Source organism: Aeromonas sp. WP2-W18-CRE-05 (assembly GCF_014168615.1).
GTDB lineage: Bacteria > Pseudomonadota > Gammaproteobacteria > Enterobacterales > Aeromonadaceae > Aeromonas > Aeromonas caviae.
Map to the genome: position 1 here is coordinate 1,447,798 of NZ_AP021917.1, position 21,950 is coordinate 1,469,747.

The 21,950-nt window shown below is 46.4% G+C and carries 18 protein-coding genes and 2 pseudogenes; 15 read left to right on the forward strand and 5 right to left on the reverse strand.

Features of this window, described 5'->3' with window-relative positions:
• Position 1: 1 nt before the first annotated feature.
• The gene (locus tag H7R73_RS07020) at positions 2 to 322 is read right to left on the reverse strand and encodes a hypothetical protein (protein ID WP_182951589.1); all 321 of its coding nucleotides are present in this window, start codon (positions 320 to 322) and stop codon (positions 2 to 4) included.
• A 220-nt stretch (positions 323 to 542) separates the two neighbouring features.
• On the opposite strand from H7R73_RS07020, the gene H7R73_RS07025 reads away from it, so the two are divergent.
• Positions 543 to 893, forward strand: a complete 351-nt coding sequence (locus H7R73_RS07025) for a helix-turn-helix domain-containing protein (RefSeq protein WP_043133797.1) — start codon at positions 543 to 545, stop codon at positions 891 to 893.
• Here H7R73_RS07025 and H7R73_RS07030 read toward each other — a convergent pair whose 3' ends face one another.
• The 3 genes from H7R73_RS07030 to H7R73_RS07040 form a co-directional block, all read right to left on the reverse strand.
• A complete protein-coding gene (locus tag H7R73_RS07030; RefSeq protein ID WP_182951590.1) occupies positions 894 to 1,886 on the reverse strand; it encodes a recombination directionality factor in 993 nt (330 codons plus the stop codon).
• Entirely contained in the window at positions 1,883 to 2,872 is a 990-nt protein-coding gene (locus H7R73_RS07035; RefSeq protein WP_182951591.1) for a YqaJ viral recombinase family nuclease, read from the reverse strand. Before H7R73_RS07035 ends, H7R73_RS07030 begins: the two co-directional genes overlap by 4 nt.
• 94 nt (positions 2,873 to 2,966) lie before the next feature.
• On the reverse strand, positions 2,967 to 3,917 hold the full coding sequence (locus H7R73_RS07040) for a DUF932 domain-containing protein (RefSeq protein ID WP_182951592.1): 951 nt from the start codon (positions 3,915 to 3,917) through the stop codon (positions 2,967 to 2,969).
• Between the two features lie 531 nt (positions 3,918 to 4,448).
• Here H7R73_RS07040 and H7R73_RS07045 point away from each other — a divergent pair.
• Positions 4,449 to 5,366, forward strand: coding sequence for an IS5 family transposase (locus tag H7R73_RS07045; RefSeq protein WP_096106381.1), 918 nt, complete (start codon positions 4,449 to 4,451; stop codon positions 5,364 to 5,366).
• Between the two features lie 731 nt (positions 5,367 to 6,097).
• Here the strand turns inward: H7R73_RS07045 and H7R73_RS07050 are convergent.
• On the reverse strand, positions 6,098 to 6,760 hold the full coding sequence (locus H7R73_RS07050) for a DUF3289 family protein (protein ID WP_213092096.1): 663 nt from the start codon (positions 6,758 to 6,760) through the stop codon (positions 6,098 to 6,100).
• A 94-nt stretch (positions 6,761 to 6,854) separates the two neighbouring features.
• Between H7R73_RS07050 and H7R73_RS07055 the strand changes: the two are divergent.
• The 13 genes and pseudogenes from H7R73_RS07055 to H7R73_RS07115 form a co-directional block, all read left to right on the forward strand.
• Positions 6,855 to 7,748, forward strand: a pseudogene (locus tag H7R73_RS07055) (ISAs1 family transposase); the annotation flags it as partial.
• Between the two features lie 490 nt (positions 7,749 to 8,238).
• The gene (ltrA, locus tag H7R73_RS07060) at positions 8,239 to 9,564 is read left to right on the forward strand and encodes a group II intron reverse transcriptase/maturase (RefSeq protein WP_096106378.1); all 1,326 of its coding nucleotides are present in this window, start codon (positions 8,239 to 8,241) and stop codon (positions 9,562 to 9,564) included.
• 64 nt (positions 9,565 to 9,628) lie between these two features.
• Positions 9,629 to 9,847, forward strand: a pseudogene (locus tag H7R73_RS07065) (transposase); the annotation flags it as partial.
• 450 nt (positions 9,848 to 10,297) lie between these two features.
• Complete coding sequence (gene rfbB, locus H7R73_RS07070) at positions 10,298 to 11,383, forward strand: dTDP-glucose 4,6-dehydratase (protein WP_096106377.1); 1,086 nt, start codon at positions 10,298 to 10,300, stop codon at positions 11,381 to 11,383.
• Positions 11,383 to 12,270, forward strand: coding sequence for a dTDP-4-dehydrorhamnose reductase (gene rfbD, locus H7R73_RS07075; RefSeq protein WP_096106376.1), 888 nt, complete (start codon positions 11,383 to 11,385; stop codon positions 12,268 to 12,270). Before rfbB ends, rfbD begins: the two co-directional genes overlap by 1 nt.
• Positions 12,271 to 12,381: 111 nt before the next feature.
• Positions 12,382 to 13,260 carry a glucose-1-phosphate thymidylyltransferase RfbA gene (rfbA, locus tag H7R73_RS07080; RefSeq protein ID WP_096106375.1) on the forward strand — a complete coding sequence of 293 codons (879 nt, stop codon included), beginning with the start codon at positions 12,382 to 12,384 and terminating at the stop codon, positions 13,258 to 13,260.
• A gap of 62 nt (positions 13,261 to 13,322) precedes the next feature.
• A complete protein-coding gene (rfbC, locus tag H7R73_RS07085; protein ID WP_096106374.1) occupies positions 13,323 to 13,862 on the forward strand; it encodes a dTDP-4-dehydrorhamnose 3,5-epimerase in 540 nt (179 codons plus the stop codon).
• Between the two features lies 1 nt (position 13,863).
• Entirely contained in the window at positions 13,864 to 14,673 is an 810-nt protein-coding gene (locus tag H7R73_RS07090; RefSeq protein WP_080756316.1) for an ABC transporter permease, read from the forward strand.
• Positions 14,663 to 15,967 (forward strand): ABC transporter ATP-binding protein, encoded by a 1,305-nt coding sequence (locus H7R73_RS07095; protein ID WP_096106373.1) that lies wholly within the window; start codon positions 14,663 to 14,665, stop codon positions 15,965 to 15,967. Before H7R73_RS07090 ends, H7R73_RS07095 begins: the two co-directional genes overlap by 11 nt.
• A gap of 12 nt (positions 15,968 to 15,979) precedes the next feature.
• Positions 15,980 to 18,682, forward strand: a complete 2,703-nt coding sequence (locus tag H7R73_RS07100) for a glycosyltransferase family 4 protein (RefSeq protein ID WP_096106372.1) — start codon at positions 15,980 to 15,982, stop codon at positions 18,680 to 18,682.
• Positions 18,669 to 19,745, forward strand: coding sequence for a glycosyltransferase family 4 protein (locus H7R73_RS07105; protein WP_096106371.1), 1,077 nt, complete (start codon positions 18,669 to 18,671; stop codon positions 19,743 to 19,745). Before H7R73_RS07100 ends, H7R73_RS07105 begins: the two co-directional genes overlap by 14 nt.
• 11 nt (positions 19,746 to 19,756) lie before the next feature.
• Entirely contained in the window at positions 19,757 to 20,866 is a 1,110-nt protein-coding gene (gene wecB / locus H7R73_RS07110; RefSeq protein WP_096106370.1) for a non-hydrolyzing UDP-N-acetylglucosamine 2-epimerase, read from the forward strand.
• Positions 20,863 to 21,948, forward strand: coding sequence for a glycosyl transferase (locus H7R73_RS07115; RefSeq protein WP_197971173.1), 1,086 nt, complete (start codon positions 20,863 to 20,865; stop codon positions 21,946 to 21,948). The genes wecB and H7R73_RS07115 overlap by 4 nt, the downstream gene beginning before the upstream one ends.
• Positions 21,949 to 21,950: the final 2 nt, after the last annotated feature.

Sequence of the window (21,950 nt, forward strand, 5' to 3'; positions counted from 1 at the left end):
CTTACACGGCATAGCCGAGGATATTGTTCATAAAGCTCTGAAAGGCGAAAAAGCCAATCAGTGCCCCGATGGCCTGCGGCCCCATAAGCCAAAACACTTTGGCCTTGAAGGTCTCGACTGCGCCGCTGGTCGAGATCCAGTCCGGGTGGGTAAAGCGGCGAAACCACTCCCCGATACACATGCCAACACCGGTAAAAAGCGTGCCGAACACGAAGGTGGCGGTCAGCCCCCAAAATCCAAGCCAGGGAGCTTTGCCGGTCCAGGCGATGTTGATGGTCAGGGCCAGAAAAAGCAGGCCCGCGATAGCAAAGTAACGTTTCATGATGTCTCCTTATGGATAAAAATGACTTTTCATTTCCCGTTGTCATGCGGTGGTTGCACAGCGGTAAATGAGGGTTGTGGAGTATTGGGTGATGGATTTCCTTTCGTTCTGAAATTCCCTGCCAAAGCACCAATGTCAACCTGATCGGTTGATCCTCACCCTTCAGGGTTCTTCATGTCAATGGGTCTATATCCAACCATAGAGGTTGGTTGGAGGACTTATGACAGATATCAACTTTGAGCAGTTAGCCAAGAACGTGGGCAAGGCTATTGGGCGTCAGCGTAACCAGGCCGGGTTTACCCAGGAGCAGGTGGCTGAACACCTCAATATCGGGATGGAGGCCGTCTCTCGAATGGAGCGGGGAATTGTGGTGCCGACCGTGGTGCGGCTGGCGGAGCTCGCTCAACTGTTTGGTTGTGAGCTAGCCGACTTTCTGCGTGAGACCAGTAACCGCCCGACCGAGCAGGGTATTGTGCTGAGCCAGCAATTGGCCCGGCTTGATGATGCCGACCGAACCCTGTTGCTGGAAACAGTGGAGCGGTTGGTAGATCGGTTGGCTCGTCCCCGCTGATCACCCGCCAGTTACTGGGGGAGGGGATGGGCTCCCTTTCCCCAATTTGTTGGTGAGTGGGCTCCTTCTTGGTTGTGGCCTCTGCGGTGTTCTGGTTGCTTGGCTTTGCGGTGCGTTAAGCGAGGTAGTCGCCACTGCATCAGCGTTACCATTCGCTGTCTCGTCGCTGTTAGCTTCGGGATAGAACTCCTCCAGCAGCATCGGCACCTCTTCATCGATATCCTCAAACTGGCCGTTACGCAGCAACTCGCGCGCGGCCTGCTCCATCTGGTCGATGGCGAGTCCCGCCTCTTGGTCACGCTGGGCGGCCTCGTGTGCCTGTCTGATTGCCTCGGTCAGGTTGGTCTCTTCCCGCAAGGTCAAATCCACGTAGTAGACCGGTGTGCGGTAGGACTGGGTGGTGCTTTTGGCTCGCAACCGCAGGGTGAGCGGCAAATAACGGGTGTGACCACCGCTCACGGCCTCCAGGTATTTCAGTCGAGCCGACAGAGTGCGCACCGAGTTGTAGCCGGTGGTTCGGAAGATAAAGCTGCCCAGCTCATCCCCTTGCCCCTCCACAAACAGGTTCAGTCGCCCGTACAGCTTGCAGCCCTGTTGCCCTGCAAAGGCGCAGCGCTCTGGTCCAGAGCAGCTGACCTCCTCCATGCCTTGTGCTCCCACACGTCTTGCCACCTCCCCATTCCCGACACACAGCGGCCTGCCAGTCTGCCGATCAAAGGCGCTGTATTCCGCCCGCAGATTCAAGTCGCTGTCGTTGAACAACACCCGCACCGGAATGGCGCGGATCTTGGTTTGCTCCTGCCCTTGACCACTCTTTTGTGATGAGTAGTGTTGATGCAGGGGATGGAGCAACCATCCCCCTTTTTGTTGTACCTGAGTGGTGAGGGTGAAGCTGTCGTCCTTCTCCGGCACCCACTTATCTTGTTTTTGCACCAGCTTGCCGATGCAGATCCGCCCTATCACGGGCGGGGTAATCGCCAGTCCTTTGATCATGGTGTTTGCCTCAAGGGTTGAATGGTGAAACGGCGCACGCCGGGCACCGGTTTGACGTAACGGGTAAGCAAGTCGGGATGAGCCTGACCGAGCTTATCGAGATCCGGCGCCAGCCGATCTTGGCTGCGCTTCCAGGTGATCTTGCCATCGGCAAACAACCCGGCTGTCGCTTCACCCAAAGTGGCTTGCAGCCGCTGCTTGAGTTGCGACTCCTGTAGCTCGACCGCTTCCTTTTGCTGACGCAAGCGCAGTAGCTCGCCAAACAGCTGGTTGAACTCGGGAGAATCGGAGAGATCCAGCGTCTGCCCATCGTCACGGGGGAAGAGCCAGCTCAGGGCATTGGCAGCATCACTGGAGCCGTCAGGCTCGGGCTGCTGGTCTTGTTGCACCATCTGCCAGAACTGCGCTTCCCGTTCGGTGAGATCCTGGATCTTCTCCTCATCGCGCTCGATGCGGTAAATCCGAAAATCCTGGCCACCGATCAGCACAGCCACTTCGGCCCAGACATGGCCGGTGACGGCCAGTTGATGGAGTACCTGACACTGGTAAGCCACCGGCACTCCTTCCTCCCACTGGGGGGCGCTGTGATAGCTGGCGGTCTTGATCTCCAGAATGCCCGGCCCATCGGGATGGCCGACTACCTCCCGGTCGAGGTTGGCGAGCATGAAGGGTTGTTCGGGGTGTTGCAGCACCGCATTGACCCGGCGCACCTTATAGCCGGTGCGTTTGGCGTAGACCTGCGCCAGCACCGGCTCCAGCTCAATGCCCCACAGCACCGCTTCCTTGTGGGAGATATCCTCCGGTTCTTTACGGCCGGTCTTCTCCAGCCACAGGCTGAGCGGACATTTGTAGGGGGAGAGGCCTACTGCCACAGCAGCATCGGAAGAACCAATGCCGAGCTTGCGGATAGCGAGCCACTGCTCGCGGGTTAAGTGGGTAGTAGAGGCCAGCCGCAGGGCTTGGCCGTATTTGGCTTTTGCTTTCATGACGACTCCTTGTTGACGGCATAAATGGCTATGCCCGGATTGGCTTGCGCCAGTCCGGGTGAGGTCGTTATGCGGTTTGAATGGGGAAGCGGAATTACTGCAGTAGGGTGAGGGCCTGATTCAGGGCTTGGGACTTGAGTTGTGCTCCCTGACCGAACCAAGCGGAATCGAGCCGGTGATCTTGGCTGCGAGCGCGGCGGTGGTGATCCACGTATTCCGTTACCGCATTGACCAGCCCCCAGGCGGTATTGCGGGAGCTGACAAGTTCTGAGCCCATGCCTGCGCCCTGATAGAGCTCATGCAGCCGTTGTACCGGCTTGGTGAGGATGATGTTCTCCTCATCGAGCGGTTGCGCCAACAGATCGCTGAAAAAGCGCAGCGCCTCTTCGGGGGCGACGGGCCGCTGTGCCAGCGCCTTGGTCTGTGCCTTGAACTCATCCCAATGGGAGAGCCCCAGCCCGAGCGACTCTTTGACGGTCGCCGCATCGAACTGAGTGGAGTGGGGCACCTTGATGGCTCCGGTAGCGCTGCGCAGTGCCATCTGCAGGGTGTTGTTGCAGACTACTCGCAGCGAGGTGAACTGCGCCGTGGTGCAGAGTGTGCCGTCGCAACTGGTCGCCAGCAGCAGATAGGACTTTACCAAGTCATTGCCTTTGAGTTTTAGGTCCTGACCTGTTTTAGCCAGAGCCCACAGCTTGCGGCCACCTTTGAGCGAGCCTGCTGTTTCCAGCTCAAAACCACCGGCTTCCACCAGGTCTTGATAGAAGTGCAGCACCTCATGAGGCTGTACCACGTTGTAGCGACTTGAGACCACCGACAGGGGGGCGAGGGTATCGGAGCGATACAGCACTTTGCTGTCGCTGTAGGGGCGGATATGCAGTGCATCGGAGGCGACGTTAAACATCACGTCGCTCTGCTCGATGGTCCAATCCATCCCGGCTGCCTGTAGCCAGATATCGAGAGATTGTTGCGGGGGCAAAATATTGCCAAGGCCATGCCAGGGTGTTTGACCGGTGTAGGCCATCGTATCGATCAGGTGAGCCATGATAAATCTCCAATGAAAAAGGGACTGCACAGAGCAGTCCCTTGGGTAGGTTCATGGAGATAATATATATCTGAAATTAATTGAAATGAGACTTATTTGCTTCTCTGATTTGTAGCTATGGAATGCGCGCTGTGGCTGCACTGTGGTGTACAAATTGAAAGGTGGGACTCAAAAGGAAGTAAGGTGGGATCAGGGAAAGAGAAGGGCCTATCAGATTTTAGATAGGCCCTTTTGATAACAATTATGCATGCCTAGCGTTGCCTAGTGTGTACGCAAAAGTGTACTCAAACTAATAATGGCTGCGCCTTGTGATCGCATGTCATTGAAAGTAATCTATAATTTTAATTTAGACGTTGAACGGTAAATATGGCGTCGGAGTCTTATAATAAAAGGGATTGTCATCATTGCTGTTGGTTTGTAGTCACTTTTATATACACTTTTGTGGCTACTGCTTGGCGTTGTTGCTCAAATCAGGGAACTATCTGGCTCAGCCGTGATCTGATCGTTGAGAGCAACCAGACAGAGCGCCAGATGGGCAAGTCCAAGCACAAGATCAGCAACTGGAAACAGTACAACCAAGCCTTGGTGCAACGTGGTTCGTTGACCGTCTGGATGGATGAGCAAGCCATCCAGCAGTGGCATTGCCAAACCCACCACGGTCGCCGAGGGCGAGGCTTTCACTACAGTGATTCCGCCATTGAGACCGCGCTGATGCTCAAGGGAGTATTCAAGCTACCGCTGCGTGCCTTGGAGGGCTTCATCAACTCGCTGTTCAAGCTGATGAAGGTGCCGTTACAGTCGCCGGACTACAGCTGCATCAGCAAGCGTGCTAAGACGGTCGAAATCAAGTATCGCCTACCGAGCCAAGGCCCGGTTGCCCACTTGGTTATTGATGCCACCGGGCTCAAGGTCTATGGCGAGGGCGAATGGAAAATTCGCAAGCATGGTAAGGCGAAGCGCCGAGTCTGGCGCAAACTTCACCTGGCAGTGGATGCGACCACCCATGCGGTCGTCGCAGCCGAAGTCAGCCTGGAAACCGTGGCAGATAACGAGGTGCTGCCGACGCTGCTCAATCCGCTGCGACGCAAGATTGAACAGGTCAGTGCCGATGGCGCCTATGACACCAGAGCCTGCCATGCGCTACTGCAAAAGAAGGGCGCCAAGGCCAGCATCCCACCAAGAAAGAATGCCGGGCTCTGGGAGGATGGTCATCCCCGCAACGAGGCGGTTACTGCGCTCAAGGCCGGTGAACTGAAGCAATGGAAAAGGGATTCCGGTTATCACCAGCGCTCAAAAGCCGAGACCTCCATGTATCGCTTCAAGCAGCTCATCAGACCGAAGCTGAGCCTGCGCAGCTACAACGCGCAGGTGGGCGAGATCTTGGCCGGGGTGAAAGTCATGAACAAGGTCCTTGGCCTTGGTATGCCTGTGCGTCAGCCGCTCAACTAAGCAACAACCGTGGGTTGGGGCACGGCTGTCCCAGCCTTGGATTTGATCAACAAGGCCCTACTGCTTTAGTCGATGATTAAAGCAGTGCTGAATCCCATGTATGACCCGATTCGGATTATGGGCTGCAAAAATTAGCGGTTGGGAATCTGCGACCACTACTGGGCAGTTGTCTGACCCATCCCGCACCTGTGATCACCCGAGGTTGCCCAGAGAACCAAGGATCTTGCCGAAGGGCAGCTGGTTTGTATCAGTGTGACCAAACTGCTTTCTAAGCTTGGGGCGAGATGATGTTCCTGAAATTGATGCCGATGTTCTCGACAGTTTGTCATCGCTTAAAAGGTCGGTTGAGAATCATGACTGTCGGCTGAGTCTATTCATCCGTATGCCAGATGGTACGCATCATGACGTCAATATTAATATTGGTACACCAATCTAAGCCACCAGAAGAGAAGGACAGATCCGCCAAGTAGATTACCAGCCAAGTATTTCCAAGAGTGATCAGCCAAGAACAAAATTGTACCAAGTAGCGTTATCAAGCCCCAGAGATAGGGCATGAGCAGAGCATATAGTCCAGTCAGTGAGTATTCATCATTGAACCAATCATAGACAGGCTGAACAAACAGGATGGATGTGTTCAAGAGGTGATAGAGCATGAATAACACGAATACCCATGTTCTCTCTCTCTTCACTGCGGCGCTCACTTTAGTTCCCCTTGGAATGGATAGTTGAGCTCAATGACGGTCAAAAAAGGCTTGTAGGCAAAGCGCTCGTAGTGTTGAAGAACAAACACAGCTTCTGAAACCGGACGCAAGGCCGTAGAATTTGACTCTTCCGGTCGTGGGGTCAGGGCCAATATCGGGATAATCGAGACCGAAGTGGTCATATAACGTTACTTTGATCGTCCCCTTGTAGAAGTCTCCATACTTTTCATATGTCGTGATTTCAGCCTTTCCGGCCCAGACATCGTTAACCGCAATCGTCAGGCCCTGCACCTTATCAGCCGCTGAGTTGAAAATGGGTAACCGAAAGCCGGAGTTATTGTTGTATTGCTGCATCAGGTCATTCAGAACCAGCTTGTTCACATCACCATCAAGCTCGGCTAGTTTTGCCTTAACTTCTTTGATGAGGGTATCTGAGAACTTGATCGTGGTGGGATGGCCTCGCACCGCTCGCGTCATGGCTTGGTTTCGGTATTCGCCGCCCTCTGATTTCTCGAACTTGGCAATCATGGCCAGAATGTTCATCTTCAAGTCGCCTGTAGCAAACAACGTTGCCATGTTTCGGAAGCTGCTAAAGAATACCTTGGAGTCAGTCTTTTCGAGGTCACCAATAAAGCCATCATCCCCCATTTTCCCCACGAACATTGGGATGGCCTTGATCTGCTCTGCCGTCATCGTGCCATCAGGGCGGGATCGCACTTTGTTAATGAAATTTGAACAGGCAGATCGTCTGTGATCTAATCGAGTCTCCATGCAGGAGGCACGCGCTATGACGTTGATTGAACACCTTACCCTTGTCGAAGAAACTCGCTCTGAGATCAATCGTAAACATAACCTGGTTGATGTCATGTTCCTTGTCATCAGTGCCATCATGAGTGGTGCCGAGGGCTGGAATGACATCGAAACCTATGGCGATTCAAAGATCGATTGGCTCCGTCAGCATCGCCCCTTTGCCAACGGCATCCCGCGGCGTCACACGGTTGCCCGCATTCTGCGCTGCATTGTCATCGATACCTTGCTTGAAGCGTTGCTGTGCTGGGTCAATGAACAGCGCACTCATCAGGGCAAACCCATCATTGCCTTTGATGGCAAGGTGTTACGCGGCTCCTTTCGGGGAAATGCCAAGGATGCGCTTCAGTTGGTCACGGCTTACGATACCGAAAATGGTCTGGTGTTAAGCCAGAAAGCAACCCCTAACAAGAAGGGGGAAATCGAAACCGTCAAAGATATGCTGGACATTCTTGAGCTAAAAGGAGCCGTTGTCACACTCGATGCGTTGCATTGTCAGCGTGAGACACTGGAGAAAATCAGCGAGAAGAAGGCTCATGTAGTGGTACAGGTCAAGAATAATCAACCGAAGCTGTATCAAGCGGTTCAATCGCAATTCCAGTCACTGTTTGACGCCCAGAAAGAGAAGATTGTCGTCGAGCACAAAGAGAGTGGACATGGCCGCCAGGAAGAGCGCTATGTGTTTCAATTAAAAGCCAAATTACCGCCAGAGTTGACGGAGATATGGCCGACAATCCGCAGCATCATTGCCGTTGAGCGTCACCGCAGCGCCAACGGAAAAGGAACGGTAGATACCTCTTACTATGTCAGCTCGTTATCCCCCAAGCACAAGCTGCTAGGGCACTATATACGGCAGCACTGGCGGATAGAGAGTGTGCCGCAGGCACATAAATTTGCAGCATAAGGATGTGTGTAAGTTATGTAGCATAAGCTCAAGGAAAGATGGTGGTAGGCCCACCGAAGTCTGCTGTCGGAAGCTGGCTTCAAACCACCTCAAGCTGCTGCGATAAAGAGTCGTGGTGGTGAGCGTTGAGGTCAAAGCACGAACGTAAGTTCGGCAGGTATGATACTAAAGAGACGAGTTAACCCGAACCCATGTGGACGCGTCGTAAGCCAGAGACTGACATCAAAACCAGAGGCGTTTCTATCTTCTGGGATAAGTCTGCGAGTGAATTCCGAATGCTGCGCAGGCGGTGTCCGGCGTATAGTGGGCGTGACTTAGTATCGGGCTTTTCTTGGGAACTGCGGGAACCAGTCGTCATGATGTTTAAGGGAGAAATGCAAGCCACTGAATTGGCAAGTGTGAGAGTACCGAGGCATGGCACTGGGGCGGAGCTACTCGTAGTAGCGAGGAAGCGCTTGTAATGAGCGTGGAGCGAAGGGGTAGCGTCAGGACGTCTTTGGCATGTGCTCAACTGATCACAGATCAGGAGGAAGCAGTAACGAAGACAAAACCATTTACCATTGATAAATGGCAAGTAGTCAGAGCGTATGAACTGGTGAAAGCCAATGCAGGTGCGGCAGGGATAGATCAGCAGTCAATAGCCGACTTTGATAAAAACAGGAAAAACAATCTATATAAGCTCTGGAATCGACTGTCTTCGGGTAGTTATTGTCCAGCGCCAGTTAAAGCGGTGGCCATCCCGAAAAAGTCAGGTGGTGAGCGCATACTGGGGATCCCGAGCGTAAGCGATCGTATCGCACAAATGGTGGTCAAAATGGCTTTCGAACCGAAAGTTGAACCCCATTTTCTGCCAGATTCGTATGGTTATAGGCCAGGGAAATCGGCATTGGATGCGATCGGGATCACGAGGAAGCGTTGCTGGTCTTATAACTGGGTTCTGGAATTTGATATTAAAGGTCTGTTCGATAACATTCCTCATGAGCTCTTGCTCAAAGCGGTGGATAAACATCAACCGACCACCTGGATCAGGTTATATATCCAGCGCTGGCTGACGGCACCGATGGTGATGCCAGACGGAGAAGTCAGAGCACGAACCCAGGGAACACCGCAAGGAGGTGTTATTAGTCCATTATTAGCCAATTTATTTATGCACTATGTATTTGAAAAGTGGCTACAACAGCACTATCCCAACATACCGTGGTGTCGATATGCTGATGATGGATTGGTGCACTGCCGTAGTGAGTCAGAAGCGAAACACATGCTAGAAGTACTTCGAGAGCGATTTATAGCATGTGGACTAGAACTGCACCCAGAGAAAACAAAGATTGTTTACTGCAAAGATGGTAGCCGAAAAGGCAACTATGAACACACCAGCTTCGATTTTCTGGGTTATACATTCAGAAGACGGGTGGTGAAGAACCGCAAACGTAATAGCCTGTTTGTTAGCTTTACGCCAGCGGTGAGCAAAGTTGCGTTAAAAGCGATGAGACGCAAGATCAAAGTGTTGAAAGTACGTAGCAGAACAGAGTTGAACATAGCGCAACTAGGAGGTTGGCTGAATCCGATCATAAATGGCTGGATTGGCTACTACGGACGTTATAATCGTTCAGCATTATATTCACTATTTCGACACATAAACAAAGCCCTGATAAGGTGGGCGCGGCGAAAATACAAAACGCTGCGTCGGCACAAGACTCGGACGTTAAAATTTCTGGAAGGAATAGCAACGAAGAGCCCGCGACTGTTTGCCCATTGGCGGGCAGGAATGGTAGGTCGGTTTTCCTGATGGGAGCGGTATGAATTGAGAGGTTCACGTACCGTTCTGCGAGAGGCTGCGGGGGAGGTTCCCGTGGTCTACTCACCACAGCCAGCATTACATTCTTGATGTGGTGTTCAACGAGGATGCTTCCAGGATAGCGATGGAGGATGCGGTCGAGAATATGGCGCTATTCCGGCGGTTCGTATTGAATATCGTAAAACAGAGCAATTGTGGTGCTCGAAGTCAGAGAAACAAGCTAAAAAGAGCCGGCTGGAATGACGACTATCGGGCTCAGTTATTCTTTGGTTAAAAGATCAACAAAGTGTGCTCCCGCCCTGCCCTGTGCACAGCGACAAATCTCAAATTGCACCAACCATAGAATTCTTTTCATCGTCGGGGAAAACGGGATAGAATTCGAGCCCAGATCGGGTCGGCAGTGCGTACACCAATTCACGATTAATTCACCAGATTTCATCACTATGCACGCAGCCAAGACAAAGTAATGACTGGAAGTCATGATGACTAACAGTGTGAACAATGTGGTTAAAAGCAGCAGGCTGGGGGCTGTAACCCAAGGGCGGTAGCCATGGCGTTCGTTAGCGCTCATCAGAGGGATCGCGTCTTCAATTTGGATATTTTCAGGCTCATACGGCGCTCTTTGGCTCGAGCTGTAGGGGGGGGAGGTGCAGTTCTGTTGCTTGCTGTTTCGCGTCAGTCCGCATCAATTAAATATCAACTTTTCTCATGAGATAGCCTATCTATGAAAATTCTTGTTACCGGTGGCGCTGGATTTATCGGTTCTGCCGTTGTACGGCACATCATCCGTGATACTCAAGATTCTGTTATCAATCTCGATAAACTGACCTACGCCGGGAATTTGGAGTCCTTGGGCTGCATATCCGATAGTGAGCGTTATGCGTTTGAGCAAGTTGATATTTGCAACCGTGCGGAGCTTGATCGAGTGTTTGCTGCTCACCAGCCGGATGCCGTCATGCATCTGGCCGCAGAGAGCCATGTTGATCGCTCCATCACTGGCCCCGCCGATTTCATCGAAACCAATATCGTCGGCACCTATATGTTGCTGGAGGCGACGCGTGCCTATTGGAACGGTCTGGACTCGGGGCGCAAGGCGGCCTTCCGCTTCCACCATATCTCCACCGATGAGGTGTATGGCGATCTGCCCCATCCGGATGAATGGGTCTCCGGTGAGCCGCTGCCGCTATTTACCGAAACCACTCCTTATGCTCCTAGCAGCCCCTACTCTGCCTCCAAGGCTTCCAGCGACCATCTGGTGCGCGCCTGGCGCCGTACCTACGGTTTGCCAACCATCGTCACCAACTGCTCCAACAACTACGGCCCTTATCACTTCCCCGAGAAGTTGATCCCGCTGGTGATCCTCAACGCCCTGGATGGTAAGCCGCTGCCGGTCTATGGCAAGGGCGATCAAATCCGCGATTGGCTTTATGTCGAAGATCACGCTCGCGCGCTCTACAAGGTGGTGACCACTGGTGTGGTGGGTGAGACCTACAACATTGGCGGCCACAACGAGAAGCAGAACCTGGACGTGGTGCATACCGTGTGTGATCTGCTCGACGAGATGGTGCCGAAAACGAGCTCTTACCGCGATCAAATCACCTATGTGGCGGATCGCCCCGGTCACGATCGCCGCTATGCCATCGACGCCAGCAAGATGAGTGCCGAGCTTGATTGGCAGCCGCAAGAGACCTTCGAGTCCGGCATTCGCAAAACTGTGCAGTGGTACCTGGATAACCAGCAGTGGGTGGACAACGTCAAGAGCGGTGCCTACCAATCCTGGATCGAACAGAACTACGGGGAGCGTGCCTGATGCATATTCTGCTGTTTGGTAAAACCGGCCAGGTTGGCTGGGAGTTGCAGCGTGCACTGGCGCCGCTGGGGCGCATCACCGCTGTTGATTTTGACTCCACCGACTATTGCGGCGATTTCAGCAATCCGGCGGGCGTGGCCGAGACGGTACGTCTGGTCAAACCGGATGTGATTGTGAACGCAGCTGCGCATACGGCGGTCGACAAAGCCGAGAGCGAGCGGGAGTTTGCCGAGCTGCTCAACGCCACCAGCGTGACAGCGATAGCCAAAGAAGCGGAAGCATTGGGTGCCTGGTTGGTGCATTACTCCACCGACTATGTGTTCGATGGCAGTGGTGAGCGCCCTTGGCTTGAAACCAATGCGACCGCTCCGCTCAACGTCTACGGCGAGACCAAGCTGGCGGGTGAGCAGGCTGCAGCCCTGTGCTCGCGCCACCTGATCTTCCGCACCAGCTGGGTCTACGCTGCCCGTGGCACCAACTTTGCCAAGACCATGCTGCGTTTTGGCAAGGAGCGTAGCGAGATGTCGGTCATCAATGACCAGTTCGGTGCCCCGACCGGTGCCGAATTGCTGGCAGATTGCACCGCTCATGCGCTCCGCATGGCGCAGAGCAGACCAGAGGTTGCCGGGCTATACCATCTGATTGCCTCCGGTACCACCACTTGGTTTGACTACGCCCAACTGGTGTTTGCCAAAGCCAGAGAGGCCGGGGTTGAACTGGCGGTGACACAGCTCAATGCAGTGCCGACCAGCGCCTTCCCGACCCCGGCCAAACGCCCTCATAACTCCCGCTTGGATACCAGCAAATTCCAGCGCACCTTCGATCTGGTACTGCCGGACTGGACCGTCGGTGTAGAGCGGATGTTGACCGAGATCCTCGGCAAGTAAATCACAGGCCAGGGATGTACTGAATACATCTCTGGTTGACAGGGATAAAGCAGAAAGGTGTGGCCACAAGCCACCTCCTCTTTTGCAATTTAAAAATAAGAAACAAGCATCATGACCAAACGTAAAGGCATTATTCTGGCCGGTGGCTCTGGCACCCGTCTCTATCCAGTCACCATGGCTGTGAGCAAGCAGCTGCTGCCCATCTATGACAAGCCGATGATCTACTATCCGCTGAGCACCCTGATGCTGGCGGGTATTCGGGATATTTTGATCATCAGTACCCCGCAAGATACCCCCCGTTTTGAGCAACTGCTGGGGGATGGCAGCCAGTGGGGCCTGAATTTGCAATACAAGGTGCAGTCAAGTCCGGACGGGTTGGCACAGGCCTTTATTCTGGGCGAAGAGTTCATCGGTTCAGACCCCTGTGCACTGGTGCTGGGCGACAACATCTTCTATGGCCACGACCTGCAGAAACAACTGGAAGCGGCAGCAAGTAAAGACAGTGGTGCAACCGTCTTTGCCTACCATGTGCATGACCCTGAGCGTTATGGGGTGGTGGAATTTGATAAGCAAGGCACCGCTATTTCACTGGAAGAGAAACCACTGGAGCCCAAGAGCAACTATGCGGTGACAGGTCTTTATTTCTACGACAACAGCGTGGTGGAGATAGCTAAGAGCCTGAAGCCCTCGCCGCGTGGTGAGCTGGAAATCACCGATGTAAACCGTACCTATCTGGAGCAAGGCAATCTGTCGGTGGCCATGATGGGCCGTGGTTATGCCTGGCTTGATACCGGAACCCACGAGAGCATGATTGAAGCGAGTAACTTTATTAAGACTATTGAGACTCGTCAGGGGTTGAAAGTGGCCTGCCCAGAAGAAATCGCTTTTCGCCAAAAGTTTATAGGTACTGAGCAGGTTCGTAAGCTGGCTAAACTATGTGCAAAGAATGCTTATGGGGAATATCTATTAAGGATGATTGATAATGCCTGATGTGATACAGAGGGGAAGAAAAATATTACCCCCATAAGATTGAATTATATGTGGATAGAAAAATGAATATAATCAAGACTGCGATTCCAGATGTGCATATTTTTGAACCAAAAGTATTTTTTGATGAACGAGGTTTTTTCTTCGAGAGTTTCAATCACAAGCTATTTGAAGAGGCGGTAGGATATTCGGTGAATTTCGTGCAGGATAATCACTCCAAATCTTCGAAAGGGGTTCTACGTGGTTTACACTATCAGTTGTCTCCTCATGCTCAGGGCAAACTGGTACGCTGCGTGGCGGGTGAAGTATTTGATGTTGCAGTAGATATTCGCAACAGCTCACCAACCTTCGGGCAATGGGTTGGCATTCATCTTTCTGGAGAAAACAAGAGGCAGTTATGGATCCCGGAAGGGTTTGCTCATGGATTTTATGTTAGGTCAAACTTTGCTGAAGTCCAATATAAGACAACAAATTATTATAACCCAAAATATGAGAGAGCCATTAGATGGGATGATAGAAAGCTAAATATTAGCTGGGGGGAAGTGCATACCCTTATTATTTCGGATAAAGACAAAACAGCACCAGATTTCGACCTTGGATCTTAAGATGAAAGATTTAATTTTAAAGTTTATTTTCTTGTTTGTTAAAAACTGGAATCTTATTGTATCATTAACTAAAAGAGATATAGCATCTAAATACAAAGGTTCCTTGATCGGAGTCCTGTGGTCATTTATATTTCCTCTGTTAATGTTAACTGTATATACATTTGTTTTTAGTGTTGTATTTCAAGCTAGATGGTCTGGAGGTGAAGGCTCTAAAACGGAGTTTGCTTTAGTTTTATTTTGTGGCCTTATATTTTTTAATCTTTTTTCTGATTGCATATCAAGAGCTCCAACTTTAATTACATCCAATGTAAATTACGTTAAAAAAGTAGTTTTCCCAATAGAAATATTACCTATAGTATCTCTACTGTCTTCTTTCTTTCATTTTGTTATTAGTCTCATTGTGTGGATTATTTTTTATATCATATTCTTTGGTATGCCACATGCGACATTTATATTAATGCCGTTAATTTTCATTCCTTTTGCCATGATGGTCCTAGGGTTGTCATGGTTTTTATCTTCACTTTCTGTATATGTAAGAGATGTAACTCAGATTGTTGGTGTTGCAGTAATGGTGTTGATGTATTTATCCCCTATATTTTATCCTGTATCAATGTTGCCAGAATCATATCAGGTATTTATGAAGCTCAGTCCCCTTACATTTATAGTTGAGTCAGCTAGAGATCTGATGATATTCGGTAATGGACTAAATATATTTGAGTTTTTCTTATACACAGCTATTTCATTGTTAACTATGGTATTTGGTTATATTTGGTTTTTGATTACAAAGAAGGGCTTTGCTGATGTCATCTAATAACATAGCAATAAGTGTTAAAGATATTTCAAAAAAATATGACATGTTTTCAAGTCCATTTGAAAGGCTATTAAGTCTTTTTTCTATTAAAAAAGAAAAGCATAAAGAATTTTTAGCATTAAAAAATGTTACATTTGAAGTCAATAAAGGAGAAACAGTTGGTATATTGGGTCGAAATGGAAGTGGTAAGAGTACATTGCTACAAATCATTGCTGGCACGTTAAATCCAACAGATGGTGATGTAAATGTTAATGGTCGTCTAGCTGCATTACTTGAACTAGGTTCTGGATTCAATCCTGAATTTACTGGGCGTGAAAATGTATATCTAAATGGTTCTATTTTAGGTTTTACTCATGAGCAAATGAAGGGTAAGTTTTCTGAAATTGAATCATTTGCAGATATCGGTGATCATATTGATCAACCCGTTAAAACATATTCTAGTGGTATGGCTGTGAGGTTAGCATTTGCTGTACAAGCATGCATTAAGCCTGATGTACTAATAGTGGATGAGGCTCTTGCAGTAGGTGATGAAAAATTTCAAAGAAAATGTTTTGAGTATATAGAGTCATTACGTGAAAATGGGTGCTCGATATTGTTAGTTACACATTCAACGTCTACTGTAGAGAAATTCTGTCAGAGAGCAGTTTTACTGAATAAAGGTAATGTTGAGGGTATCGGAGCAGCAAAAGAAATTGTCGATCAATACCATGCGTTACTTTACTCAGATGAAAAAACATATGCTAGATATTTGAATTCGCTATTGCCAAATGAAATATCCTCACCCAATGTCGTCAATGTTCCAGAAGAGACACGGCCAGTTATTAATGATGATATTTCTGATCATGCTAATGAATCACTTAGTAATGATGCGCTTATAACTAAGTGGGGATGTTACGATGCTAATAGTAATCCCTGCGAGGTTTATCGTGTCGGCGAAGTCGCAAGTGTAGAGTTTGAAATATCTTCTCTAGGAAATATTAATGAGCTGCAGGCAGGCATACTAATTAGAACTATCGAAGGTGTATCAGTGTTTGGAACAAGTACCTTGTATCATAACATGAACATCCATAACCTGCGAGCTGGTGAAAAAGCAATAGCCAAGTTTGCTTTGAATTTAAATTTATGTGAGGGAACATATTTTGTAACGCTAGCAATAGCGGAGTCAATCAGTCATGCTGATATGCGGTATTTAGATAAAAAAACTGATGTATTAATTATGAAGGTTTTCCATGGTAAAACCACCATGTCGGGAATAGCAGCATTGCCCGTTAACGTTTCTCTGAAAGCATCATAATAAAGAGGAAGTATGTATAGAATATTAATGGTTAGTGAAAGCTATAGACATGGTGGTGTGGAAACATATATAGAGACAATGTCATCTTGGTTACATGGAAAAGACTGTAAGCTGTATTTGGCTACGGGGGAATCGAATGAAAACAAGGTAGTACACGCATCAATTGATAAATATTACTGTGGTCTAAAACTTTCACATAATAACTCTTTGGATGAATTACTTAAAACAATTGATGAGTTAAGAAATATCATTCGAGAGCAAAATATTGATGTAGTACATGCTCACCCATTTGGTAGTATAATTCCGTCTGTATTCGCTGCAAAATTAGAGAACAAGAAACTAGTTTTAACTGTGCATGGTCCAAGCACGATAACATCCTTCTCTGGTACATCATATAACGATCTTCTAAGGTATATAATAGGCTGTTCTGTTGATTTAACTTTATATGTATCCGAAGAAATGAAGTTCATATCAGAGCCATTTTTTAGAAGAGATGGAATGATATTACCTAACTTTTTTGATTTTAATGAATTAAATAATAAAGGCAGGAATGATAAAAATATAGCTCATGTCTCAAAACAAAAATGGGTAGTCGTAAGCCGTATTGATGCTCAGAAGTTACCAGGTATCATACATTTTATAGAATTAGCATCTAAGTCTAATCAAATTTATGAGGTCGACATCATTGGTAATGGACCTGTTTTAGATGAATTAATTGATTACATAAAATCTCATGAGTTATTATGGGTTAATATTATTGGTGAAGTTGCGAAACCATCAGAGCTTTTTGAAAAATATTTTGGTATGGCTGGTATGGGTAGAGCACTTTTAGAGGGCATTATAGCTGGAATGCCATCTGTTTTGGTCGGTTACGATGGTGTCAAAGGTATTATTAATAACGCTCTTTTTGAAAAAGCTAAAACTTGTAATTTTTCAGGACGATCATTACGTACGATAGAGGAAGAGGATTTTGAGCGTGATTTAACTAATATAAAAATTTTAGACGAAATTGAAGTTTGTAATTATGATGTGAATAAAGTATTGCCATCGTATTTAACTAAACTAGGTCAGGTTGATACTACCGCACCAGAAGTGCTGTATTCATTGTATTATTACCTACAATCAAGTAATTTAACTAACGCTAGTGATGAGTCGTATATATCCTCACCTATTTTTTTAGGTGGGATATATACGTACGCAACTCGTAGAAATATTGACCACTTATACCAGCGAATCCATGACCTCGAAGAGACTATGTCACAACGACTTCATGATGCTAATATCACTAATAAATTTCATAATGAGGGAGTGGCAGAGAAGCTGTCAAGAATTGAAGCCTCATTGAAGACTTTTCACTCTTATTTAGAACATAAGAATGTTAAAAATAAATCCATAAAGATTAATAGAATGAAATCCTTATTTTTAAATATAAAATGGCTTTTTGATAAAAACAAAAGATATGTAGCCCTAAAAAACATGTATTGGTCTTTACCTGAATGGTTAAGACTGAAGCTTGATAGGTATAGACATCGATATGTCCAAAAGAAATTACTTAGCAATGCATCAAATATTAACTTGTATCAAGATGTCACGACGGAAGAATGCTCTGTATGTGAGCCAGATTGGTTATTGGCGGCTAAAAATAGTTCTAAATTATTAATTGTTCCTTGTGGGTTTGAATTTGATGAACTTGTAAATCAGAGGCCTATTAATGCAGCGAAAGAGTTTTCAGCTCTAGGATTTACTGTGTTATTTGTTGCCTGGCAATGGTCTCCCAATGAAAAACTTAGTAAAGGATGTGGTTTAGTTTATGACAAGGTATATCAGGTTCCATTGTATGAGTTTACGAACGCTGTAAGCAATATAAACTATTACTTTGGTGAAGCAATATTTTTGATTACTATGCCAGCAAAAATATTCCTCGATATTTCATATGTTTTACGCAGAAATAATTTCTCTATTGTATATGACATAATGGATGAGTGGGAGGAGTTTAATCTCGCAGGTCAGGCGCCTTGGTATAAAAAAGACATAGAGGAAGGAATACTTCTATCGGCTGATAGCGTATTTTGTGTTGCACCCTCTTTGAAAGAGAAATTTTCATTCATTAGAGAAGATATAGATGTTCTTGGTAATGGATATTCTGAAATAGTACTTGGCGATAATAAATTCATCGCCGATAGAAATGCAAAAAAAATTGGTTACGTAGGCCATCTCACAGATGCATGGTTTGATTGGAATTTTATATTTAGATTGGCATTGGATAATAAAGAATATGAAATTCATATTATTGGCTATGGCGAGCCTGATTATATTCATGACGCACTCAAAAAGCACAGTAATATATTTTTTCATGGGAAGGTTTATCCAAAGGATCTGCATAAGCATATCAAGCATTGGTCCATTGGTCTCATCCCATTTAAGAAGGGAAAGTTGTCACAAGCTGTTGATCCGATAAAAATATATGAATATTTGTTTTTTGGTCTTGATGTAATTGTTACTGGAATAGAACATTTGTCATCATATCCAAATACGGTTGTTGTTGATGTTGATAAAGAACGACTTGAACAAGTTAATATAGATGAGCTGAAACTCAGAGTTAATAAAAAAGACATAAATGAATTCTTACTGAAAACATCATGGCATGCTAGATTTGAATATATGGAAAAAATCTCAAAAAATAAAAGAATAGGACGTCTATATGACCATGAATAAAATTGCATTTGTATATCCATGGGCTACATTTGGTGGTGTTGAAAGAGTTCTGATTAATCGAGTTCTTGCTTTTTCAAGAAATAAAAAAATAGTTGTTAATTGTATTGATATTATATTTACTCATGATTCTGGTGGATTGGCACCCTTGAATAAGGTTATGGATGACTATGGGTTGTCTTCCTTGTGTAAGGCTAAGGTCAGTGATTTGTCTGCTCTTAGAGATGGAAATTACGACTGTGTATTTTGTATTGATTTCGAGGCGGCAATAGATTTTTGTGATACGAATAAAATAAAATATTATGTAGAATGTCATACTACTTATAAGCATGGCTGGGATTATCTTACCAGACTACCAATATCATGTTGTGGGATCATTGTTCCTTCAGTTCTTTTCAAGAGAAAATTAGCAGATTTTTTATCTATAAATGGAAAAAATAAACATAAAATATTAACGATACAAAATTTCGTGCCCTGGGATATAGTTGATGTACCGAGTGATGAACTTTATGAATATATTTTTAGTTGCTATAGTTTAAAGCCAATATTATTCTTTTCTAGACTTGATAAGCACAAGAATCCACTTGAGGCCTTGGATGCTTTTTATAAATTAAATCAAGAGAGAAGAAATGAATACTTTATGATTTTATGTGGACCTCTTGGTGCAGATATTGATATTTTTAGTGAAATATCTTATAGGGGGCTTGAGGGGCGTGTGCTTATATTGCCTGAGATAAGTTTTTCAAAAAGTGAAAAATTACTCTTTTCGATCCACAAATCAAGAGGTATTTTTGTTTCATGTTCTGTTGGTGAATCCTTCGGTTTATCTGCAGCGGAAGCAATTTGTATGGGGATACCTGTGCTGTTATCTGATATTGATGCCCATAAAGAGCTAGTCGGAGATTACTCTGATGAATTTACTTATAATTTGGGGGATAGTACAGACTTGTGTCTAAAATTAGCATCAGTAGCTGATAATTATATTCAGGCCTACGAGAAAATGCTCTTACTGAGGAATACATTTTCATCTGATAAGTTTATGTTAGATTGGCAAGAAATTATGTAAGTGGAGCATGTATGAAAAGAATAATGTGTGTTGTTGGAACCCGGCCAGAAGCAATTAAGATGGCACCAGTGGTTAAAGCTTTGCAGAAAGCTGATGACTTTGATGTTATTGTTCTGGCAACGGCTCAGCATCGTGATTTGTTAGATCAAGCTTTTGCCCTATTCAATATTCAAGCGGACTATGACCTTAATGTGATGACTCCGGGACAAACGCTACCAGAGCTGACATCACGTCTAATGTTGAGCATAGATAAAACGCTGGATGAGGCAAAGCCCGACATGGTTATAGCTCAGGGTGATACAACAACAGTGTTTGTTACCGCTCTTGCATGCTTTTACAAAAAGATACCATTTGCGCATCTGGAGGCTGGGCTAAGAACTCATGATCTATATTCTCCTTTCCCTGAAGAGGCAAATCGAGTTCTAGCTGGCCACTTGGCATGCTTGCATTTTGCACCAACATCCGTTTCCAGAGAAAATCTGCTTCGTGAGGGAATTTCACAAGAGCAGATTATTGTAACTGGAAACACAGTTATTGATGCACTACTGGAAACAGCCAAGACCGACTTTAATCTTGGTATCGAGATTCCTAAAGATAAGCGAATTGTATTAGTAACATCTCATCGAAGAGAGAACTTTGGTCAACCAATAGTAAATATTTGTAAGGCGATTTTGGAGCTAATAGAAAAGCACGAAGATATTTATGTGCTTTTCCCTGTGCATCCCAACCCGAATGTCCGTGAGGTTACTGACCGTTATCTTCGTGGCCATGAGCGTATACAGCTAGTTTCGCCATTTGACTATGGTCCATTTGTGACAGCGATGAAGTCCGCATACCTTATCCTTACGGATTCAGGTGGTGTTCAAGAGGAAGCTCCGGCGCTTGGTAAGCCTGTACTGGTTTTGCGTCGTGACACAGAGCGTCCTGAAGCCGTAACAGAGGGGGTTGTCAGATTAATAGGTACAGAGACAATAGATATTGTTCGTGAGGCATCTCAGTTACTATCCGATAGAGTTGCATACGATAAGATGGCAATTGGTGCATCGCCTTATGGCGATGGTAATGCTAGCAAGCGTATTGTAGAAATAGTAAGAAATTACTTTAATAGCAAGCCAATATGAGACTAGTATATATATCACCTGTACCTTGGCGTAGTATAAATCAACGTCCCCACTTTTTTGCGAAAATGGCAGTTAAGTATGGAGTTGATGAGTTACTATGGGTTGAGCCATATCCAAGCCGATTTCCTAATTTTGGAGATATTCTTCCGGGGCGCCATGCCCCGGAACCATCAGGTCTTGCAAACATAGAGCATGTGCAGATTGTTTCGGCTGGTTCTTTAATGCCTTTAGAACCTATTGAAATATTATTTTATTTCTTCAATGGTAGTCGTATTAATAAGTTAATTAACTCAATTCTTGAGTTTGTCGGAACGGAAAAGGCTGGTATTGTTATAGGTAAGCCATGTCGCCTTTCTCTTGCCTTACTCAAGGCAAGAGGCTGGGACTTCTCCTGTTATGATGCTATGGATGACTTTCCATCTTTTTATCATGGCCTATCTAGAACACACATGGCTCTAATGGAAGCTAATCTCATCAAAGAGGTTGATATCATAATGTGTTCTAGCCATGAGTTATATGACAAGTTTATTCATGATAAAAAGTTGCTAGTTTTAAATGCCTGTGCTGATGGGGTAACTAAAGAGCAAGATGTTGACAAAAGTCAGGGGCATGTTTTTGGTTACATTGGGACGATTGCTAGTTGGTTTGATTGGAAATGGGTAATAGAGCTAGCCAATTTAAATCCAACATCATCTGTTCATCTATTTGGCCCTGTCAAGAGCAGACTCCCGACATGTTTGCCAAAAAATGTTATTTTGAAAGGTGCCATACCTCATAGTCAAGTCATGTCAGAAATCTCGAAATTTGATGTGGCAATCATCCCTTTTGTTATCAACGAGATTACCCGGTTTGTTGATCCAGTAAAATACTACGAATATGCGCTTGCAGAAATACCTATTCTCTCGACTAACTTTGGCGAAATGGTTTGGCATCATAGAGAGATTATAAATAAAAGCAATTGTCATTATTCTATACCTAGCGGGACATTATTTTTCGCGCATGACCATATGAAAGCAAGAGTGCCCAGATGGAGTGATCGTTTCGCTGTGTTGTTTGATGAGGTTTTTCAACGTTGCTCTTAATA